This window comes from Streptococcus pseudopneumoniae, assembly GCF_001072375.1.
Lineage (GTDB): Bacteria > Bacillota > Bacilli > Lactobacillales > Streptococcaceae > Streptococcus > Streptococcus pseudopneumoniae_L.
Window position 1 is genome coordinate 1 of record NZ_JVKV01000064.1, and the last position, 7211, is coordinate 7211.

Here is a 7211-nt window from a genome sequence, read left to right on the forward strand (position 1 = left end):
GATTGCTAATAAAAAGTGAGGTCGGGATCTTTTGTCCCAACCTCACTTTTTATTAGAGTCGATTTCGGAATACTTCGTATATAAGAATAGCAGCAGCAACACTGGCATTGAGGCTCTGTACGTGACCATTCATAGGAATGGTGATCATCTCGTCTACTTGTTTCTTGATGTTGCTTGAGATACCTTTGCCTTCATTTCCGATGATGAGAGCAATCTTTCCTTTGGTATTCCATTTGTTGCAAGGAGTTCCGTTCATATCAGTACCGAATGTCCAGAAGCCTTCATACTTGAGTTTGTCCAAGGTTTGGCTGAGATTAGTGACTCGGGCAATAGGAACGTGTTCTATCGCACCTGTTGCTGTTTTTGCAACGACAGGAGTGACGCCGACAGCTCGGTGTTTGGGAATGATGACACCTGAAACATTAGTTGCATCCGCTGTTCTCAAGATAGAACCGAGATTATGTGGGTCCGTTAAACCATCAAGGATTAGTAGTAGTGGGTTTTCTTCCTGGCGTGTTTTAGCAATAATCTGCTCAAGTTCAGTGTAGGCAAATTCAGAAACGCGCAAGACAAAACCTTGGTGAACAGCTCCTTCAGTCATCTCAGAAAGTGATTTTTTAGAAGTCCAAGAAATGGATACTTTCTTTTCAGTAGCCAATTCCTTAACTTTTTCCACATTCTTTCCTCGTAAATCTTCCTGAAGATAGAGTTTGTTTCCAGTATTTGCTAAAAGAGCTTCTGTGACGGCATGTACACCGTAGACAATATCGTTTGTTTTCATATCTTCATTATAACACAAAATCCCGTCTTGCAACGGGATTTTCTTTATTCAAGAATGAGCAGGCCATCTTTAACTTCAAATGGGTCTTTTTCATTGATACGATCATAGAACATAATGCCATTTAAGTGGTCAATTTCATGTTGAACTACGATTGAGTTGTAGCCTTTTAGTTTGATGCGGTGCTTTTCTCCATCCTTATCAAAATAGTCAACGGTTACTCGAGCGTGGCGGATAACATAACCTGGAACGGCACGGTCAACAGACAAGCAACCTTCTCCTTCGCCTAAGGCAGCGTCTTGGACTGAATGTGAGACGATTTTAGGATTGTACATGACAGCCTGTAAATCATAGGCTTCTTGTGGAGTTTCCCCTTCCTCAGTGATATTCGGTACCAGTACGGCGATGATGCGTTTTGAGATATCAAGCTGCGGTGCAGCAAGCCCAACTCCTCCACGTAGACCTAATTTTTCAGCCATAACAGGATCTTGCGAGTGTTTCAAAAATTGCATCATTTTTTCTCCAAGAATGATATCTTGATCACTCAAAGGGAAAGAGACCTCCTCGGCAACGGCACGAAGAGTAGGGTTCCCTTCGCGGATAATATCTTTCATATCGATTAAATGAGCAGCTTTGGTAATTCGTTCTATAGCAGACATATTCTTTCCTTTCCTTCTATTACAATTACATGATAACACAAAACAGATGAGAAAGAAAGTCACAGAAGTTGCTAAAAAATAATATAATAAAAGGAAATACCTATTTGTCTGTGGTATAATAGAGTAAGAAATATGACTTTGAAATTATGGGAGAAAAGATATGGAACAACGTAGTAGTAGAAGCAAAAATGGTCCCGTTTTACAAGCTATTAGACATTCCGTTCGATTTTTCAGGAACTATAAGCAGTGGAATAATCGCACTTTTATTGTGGTCTTGTTAGCTTCGGTAGCTGTCTCGATGATGCTTACTTTATTAGTGGAAGGAGCTCGAGGGATTTATTTAAGCAGTAGTGATCCAAGTTCCGCATACCAAGAGTCAAGTTCTCAGGCAAAGAATGCAGAGACGGAACAAGAAACGAGTGCGCGTATCATGGCAAATGGTGATTTGCTCTATCATGACATTATCTACATTTCAGCCAAAAAATCAGACGGCACCTATGATTTCCATGAAAATTTTGAGTATGTAAAACCCTGGCTGAAGCAAGCTGACTTAGTCATTGGTGATTTTGAAGGAACTGTAAATAAAGACCACTATCTTGCGGGTTATCCCTTATTTAATGCACCGGGTGAAGTTATGGATGCTATAAAAGATGCAGGCTATCAAGTGCTAGACTTGGCTCACAATCATATCTTAGATTCTCAGATTGAGGGAGTGGTTTCAACTGCAGATGCTATTGAAAAGGCAGGAATGACACCTGTCGGGGTCTATACCCATGAATCACGAGATAAGGCTCCTTTAGTTATCAAGGAAGTTAATGGTATTAAAGTTGCTATTTTAGCTTATTCCTATGGTTTTAACGGTATTGAACAAAGCATTTCACAAGAGGATTATAATCGTTATCTTTCAGACTTAGACGAAGATAAAATGAAGGCTGAAATTGAACGAGCAGAGAAGGAGGCGGATATTACAATTATCATGCCTCAGATGGGAGTTGAGTATCAAATTGAGCCGACTGAGGAGCAAAAGAAACTTTACCATAAAATGATTGATTGGGGAGCTGATATTATCTTTGGTGGTCACCCTCATGTTGTTGAACCAGCTGAAACGGTTGAAAAAGACGGTGATAAAAAGCTTATCATTTACTCTATGGGGAATTTCATCTCAAATCAACGGATTGAAACCATGCAGGATGTGGAAAATGCTAAGTGGACGGAGCGTGGAGTTCTCATGGATGTGACCATTAAGAAGAAATCTGGTAAAACGACTATTGAAACTGCCCAAGCCCATCCAAGCTGGGTGAGTCGTACTCCAAAGGGAGGTTATTCTCCAGAAGGCTACCCACTCTATCTTTACCAAACTTTTATCCTGGAAGACTTTATTGAGGGTGGGAAATACCGTAGTCAGTTAGACGAGGCCACCAAGCAACGGATTGATACAGCCTATAAAGAAATGAACGAGCATGTAGGTTTGAAGTGGTAGTGATTCGAATTTCAAGGAGACAAAATGGAAATTAAGATAGTAGCAACGGATATGGATGGTACTTTGTTAGATCCAAGAGGTCAATTAGACCTTCCTCGCTTAGAGAAAATTTTGGATAAGCTGGACCACCGTGGCGTTCGGTTTGTCATTGCGACTGGAAATGAAGTTCATCGTATGAGACAATTACTGGGACATTTAGCAGAAAGAGTCGTTCTGGTAGTTGCTAATGGTGCTCGGATATTCGAAAACAATGAATTGCTTCAAGCACAAACTTGGGATGATGCCATGGTTGATAGGGCTTTGGGCCATTTTAAAGGTAGAGAATGTCAGGATCAGTTTGTCGTAACTGCTATGAATGGTGGTTTTGTAAAGAAAGGTACTGTTTTTACAGAACTAGATAAATTTATGACTCCAGAGATGATTGAAAAGCTCTATCAACGAATGCAATTCGTCGATGAATTTGACTCTAAACTCTTCGGTGGTGTTCTCAAGATGAGTATGGTTGTTGGTGAAGAACGATCCGATTCGGTTTTACAGGAAATCAACGACTTATTTGATGGTCATGTGCGAGCTGTTTCTAGTGGATATGGTTGTATTGATATCTTACAAGATGGGATTCATAAGGCTTGGGGCTTAGAAGAATTGCTCAAACGTTGGAACTTAAAACCTGAACAAATCATAGCTTTTGGAGACAGTGAAAATGACATTGAAATGTTAGAGTTGGCAGGTATTTCTTACGCAATGGAAAATGCAGAGGATAGAGTCAAGGAAATTGCGACAGAAGTAGCGCCAGCAAACAGTCAGGCAGGTGTTTACCAAGTTTTAGAAAACTGGCTAGAAGAAGGAGAATAACTTGGCAGTACAATTATTAGAAAACTGGCTCTTGAAAGAGCAGGAGAAAATCCAAACCAAGTATCGTGAACTCAATCAAATTTCGGTAATTGATCCAGATATCATTTTTATCGGGGATTCCATTATTGAATATTATCCCTTGCAAGAATTATTGGGAACGTCAAAAACCATTGTGAATCGAGGTATTCGTGGTTATCAGACCAGACTTTTACTAGATAACCTTGATGCCCACCTCTATGGTGATGCAGTGGATCAAATTGTGATTTTGATTGGGACAAATGACATTGGAAAAGATATTCCCATGAGTCAAACGCTGACCAATCTCGAGAGTGTGATTCAAACCATTTCTCGCGACTACCCACTGTCACAGATAAAGCTAGTTTCCATCTTGCCTGTCAATGAAGGTGAGGACTTTAAACAGACAGTTTATATTCGTACCAACGAGAAAATCAAGGCGTGGAACCAAGCCTATCAAGACCTTGCCTCTGCCTATATGCAGGTTGAATTTGTGCCTGTTTTTGAGAACTTACTAGATCAGAAAAGTCAACTCAAGTCAGACTTCACAACAGATGGCCTTCACCTCAGCGTCTCTGGTTACCAGGCTTTATCAAATACTCTAAAAAAATATATTTTCTAGATTGATTCGCTAACGTAAGATAAGTTTAAGAATCATAAATAATAAAAAAATTTTTCTTGTAGTCATAAAAAAGTGATAAACATTCACTGTAGTCTATAAGTTGAATTTTTTGTTTTTATTATAAATTACCTTGAATACTAGAGTCTCTTTGCTATATAAAGTAAAAAGAAGGAATAAAAATAGAGATTTAGATATGTGAATTTAACATTTATAGCTATTAAATATTCTGTATAAATGCATATTATACACTTTACGAATATAGTTTTGGAGTATCGTTATTCTTGCTATAAGTCCTGTAGTATGGTATACTTTTAGCGTTACTGGTATTATGGGGAAGAATATTTTATTTTAGGAAAAATTCAATAATCTTACATATTATTAGTTAAAATGTTAAAAAAGGAGAACTTATCACATGATAAGAAGAGAGCAACAACGATTTTCTTTAAGAAAATACAAAGTTGGTGTCGCATCAGTTTTCTTAGGAACGACCCTTAGCTTCATGATGGCTAATGGTAGTGCGGTAAATGCTGCTGAGATTGTAGCAAAGCAAACTGCGGAGAATACTGAACTAGTCGACAATAACGACAAGGAAAAGTTGAAAGAGCCATCAACGGATGTGGCAACTTCAGCTAATTCTGAAACTTCAGAAGTTAAGTCAGAAACATCAACACCTGAAGTTAAGTCTGAAGAAGTAAAATCAGAACCAACTGAAGTAAAATCTGAAGAAACAAAAGCTGAAAAACCTGAGGAAAAAACATCTGTTAGTCCTGAGGCAAAACCAGAGACTTCTAAGCCAGTAGCAACAACTGCTTCAAAAGCAAAAGAAGTTGTAGTAGCTAAGCCTAAGGCAGAAGAAAGGACTGAATCTAAATCAGAGGAAAAATCTGAGCCTAAAGCAGAACTTTCAGCTGTTGCTGAGGCAACAAGCCTTGATACAAATGCTAGTGCAACTAATGTTGAAGCAAAATCACTAGTAGATACAGAAACACTAGCTTTGGCAGCTGAGAATACTGTAAATGCCGGTGCTTTAGCTACAAATGGTGGTCGTCGCCGTAATCGTCGTGCTGCAACTGACCATAACACAGAAGCAATAGCAACTACAACTACACTTAAAGATGGTGAAACAGCAAATCCAAATATGACAGATCCTGTTGGTGCAACTGTTAAATCACAGGATGTACCTGCTGGATATGAAAGAAAAGAAGGAGATGTTTATACATATAGTATCGTAGATCTTACTAAGTTTAATGAACGTTATGGAACAAAATACTATACTCGTGCTTATAAGAACTTTGATTCTTCTACAGATACAACAGTTGAATTGATTGATAAAATTACTGGCAGTATAGTGGAAACTAAAATAGTTACAGCTACAAGTGGAACTCAAAAATTTGCGACTACTACAACAGCTTCTAGAGGAGAATTAACTTGGCAAGTCGGTTACGACAGAGGAGCCGGTAGTGGACCTGGTAAAACGGATCAGCCATTTATTCAATTGAGTTATGAAGTTGGGAAGAGTATAACTGATTTAGTGGCAGCTGGACACAATCTTACTTCTACAGAAAAAGTTTTATTTGATGAGGTTTATGCTGCTCGTCGATCAAACGACGTTATTAATGCTGTTGAACCAGCGTATAACGGACGTTCCATTACAGAAACGAATGCAAAGATTCCATTAGTAGTTGAAAAAACAACTTATTATCGAGTAGTTGATAAAAACAATCCAACATTTAATGCTAATAAGACTGATAAAAATGTTCAAGATTACGTTGCAAATGGAAATGAAGTTGACTTAGCTAAATACACTCTTAAAGCTATGGAAGGTCAGAAGTTTACAGCATCTGGCGAGCGTAAGTTTGAAGGCTATAAATTGTATCAAACAGCTGATGCAAACGATAAATCTGGTTATGTCAGTCGTCCTTATACTGTTGGGACGAAATTTATGGATGCAGACCGTTATGGTATTAAACGGATTAAAGAAATTGTCGGTGAAGATGGAACAGTTGTTGTCCGTGTTTATCTTCTTGATCCAAAACAACAAAGCAAACGTTCGGATGGTTCATTAAGTACTGATGGCTATATGTTGCTAGCAGAGACTAAACCTATAAAACCAGGTAATTATAATACACAAGACTTAGTCGTTACGAAAACACCACTTCATACAATTGCTTTTACGGATACTAATGGTGTAAACTATCCAAATGGTAAAGAAGTTGAGTTTGGCTTCCAAACAGCTGCAGGTTACACACCGAAGAAAACAGTATTTGTACCGTTCTTGGGGGATGGTATCGGTCACTCTTCTGCAAACTCTCAATTGGAACGTGGAGTAGGGGGGATCGGTGTAAACGTAGACTTGCTCAATACATTAGTACCGTATAAACAACCTATCTACTACTATGTTAAAGTGGATCCAGTAACTTATACACCTGAAGTAAGCAAAGTTCTTGATGGTCGTACTTTGAGCGACGGTGACTTTAGCTTTACTCTTAAACAAGAAGGTGGTACACATCAAGAAACTGTTACCAACAAAAATGGTAAGGCAACCTTTAGCCAACTAACATTCGAAAAACCAGGTACTTACACTTATAAGATTACAGAAGTTGCTGGTTCGGATACGAATGTTGACTATGATGGTATGGAGGTTACTCTTACAGTTACCGTTACACAAAATGCTCAGGATAAACTAGAAGTTGAAGCAGTCTATACATCAACAGGTGGTCATGCTGAGGGTGAGAATGACAAGGTCTTCAACAACTATGTTGTAGCTCCAGTTAAGACTAAGTTTGACTTCAGTAAGGCTCTTGC

At 38.6% G+C, this 7211-nt stretch carries 6 protein-coding genes; 4 read left to right on the forward strand and 2 right to left on the reverse strand.

Going from position 1 to position 7211, the window contains the following annotated elements:
• Nucleotides 1-52: 52 nt before the first annotated feature.
• Nucleotides 53-781 carry a 23S rRNA (guanosine(2251)-2'-O)-methyltransferase RlmB gene (gene rlmB / locus ADH31_RS04885; RefSeq protein WP_049509263.1) on the reverse strand — a complete coding sequence of 243 codons (729 nt, stop codon included), beginning with the start codon at nucleotides 779-781 and terminating at the stop codon, nucleotides 53-55.
• Between the two features lie 44 nt (nucleotides 782-825).
• On the reverse strand, nucleotides 826-1437 hold the full coding sequence (gene def / locus ADH31_RS04890; protein WP_001272935.1) for a peptide deformylase: 612 nt from the start codon (nucleotides 1435-1437) through the stop codon (nucleotides 826-828).
• A gap of 160 nt (nucleotides 1438-1597) precedes the next feature.
• Between def and ADH31_RS09735 the strand changes: the two genes are divergently transcribed.
• The 4 genes from ADH31_RS09735 to ADH31_RS04915 form a co-directional block, all read left to right on the forward strand.
• On the forward strand, nucleotides 1598-2917 hold the full coding sequence (locus tag ADH31_RS09735; protein ID WP_080980071.1) for a CapA family protein: 1320 nt from the start codon (nucleotides 1598-1600) through the stop codon (nucleotides 2915-2917).
• Nucleotides 2918-2941: 24 nt separating this feature from the next.
• A complete protein-coding gene (locus ADH31_RS04905) occupies nucleotides 2942-3769 on the forward strand; it encodes an HAD family hydrolase (protein WP_049509260.1) in 828 nt (275 codons plus the stop codon).
• A 1-nt stretch (nucleotide 3770) separates the two neighbouring features.
• On the forward strand, nucleotides 3771-4406 hold the full coding sequence (locus tag ADH31_RS04910; protein ID WP_049509261.1) for an SGNH/GDSL hydrolase family protein: 636 nt from the start codon (nucleotides 3771-3773) through the stop codon (nucleotides 4404-4406).
• A 412-nt stretch (nucleotides 4407-4818) separates the two neighbouring features.
• The coding region (locus ADH31_RS04915; protein WP_049509262.1) for a Spy0128 family protein at nucleotides 4819-7211 on the forward strand (2393 nt) is incomplete at its 3' end.